This is a genomic window from Pseudoalteromonas sp. MER144-MNA-CIBAN-0113 (genome assembly GCF_040308965.1).
GTDB classification, from domain to species: Bacteria; Pseudomonadota; Gammaproteobacteria; order Enterobacterales; family Alteromonadaceae; genus Pseudoalteromonas; species Pseudoalteromonas tetraodonis.
Map to the genome: position 1 here is coordinate 1 of NZ_JBEOOG010000434.1, position 259 is coordinate 259.

Annotated in this window: 1 protein-coding gene; it reads right to left on the minus strand. The window is 34.7% G+C overall.

The genetic code is table 11. From position 1 onward, the window contains the following. The coding region (locus AAEY57_RS20385) for a hypothetical protein (protein WP_350608710.1) at positions 1–241 on the minus strand (241 nt) is incomplete at its 3' end. Positions 242–259: the final 18 nt, after the last annotated feature.

Genomic DNA, 259 nt, shown 5'->3' on the forward strand with positions numbered 1-259 from the left:
CATTTACAGTTTTCTTGCTAAATACGCCAAACATCAAAGAGATTATAACTAGTAGTACATAAGCTCCAACAATCACTAAAACGCCTTCAGCAGTGAAGCTAAATATAACTGCAAGAAGAGCCCCACCAACTAGTAACACACCAAAAAATCTAGCCCAATTAACTGTTCTTAGCCTTTCAATGACTTCACCTATTAGCCCGAAAATTATGATAATTCCGATTATGATTAACGCTATTTCCATATTTTTATAGCCTAACAT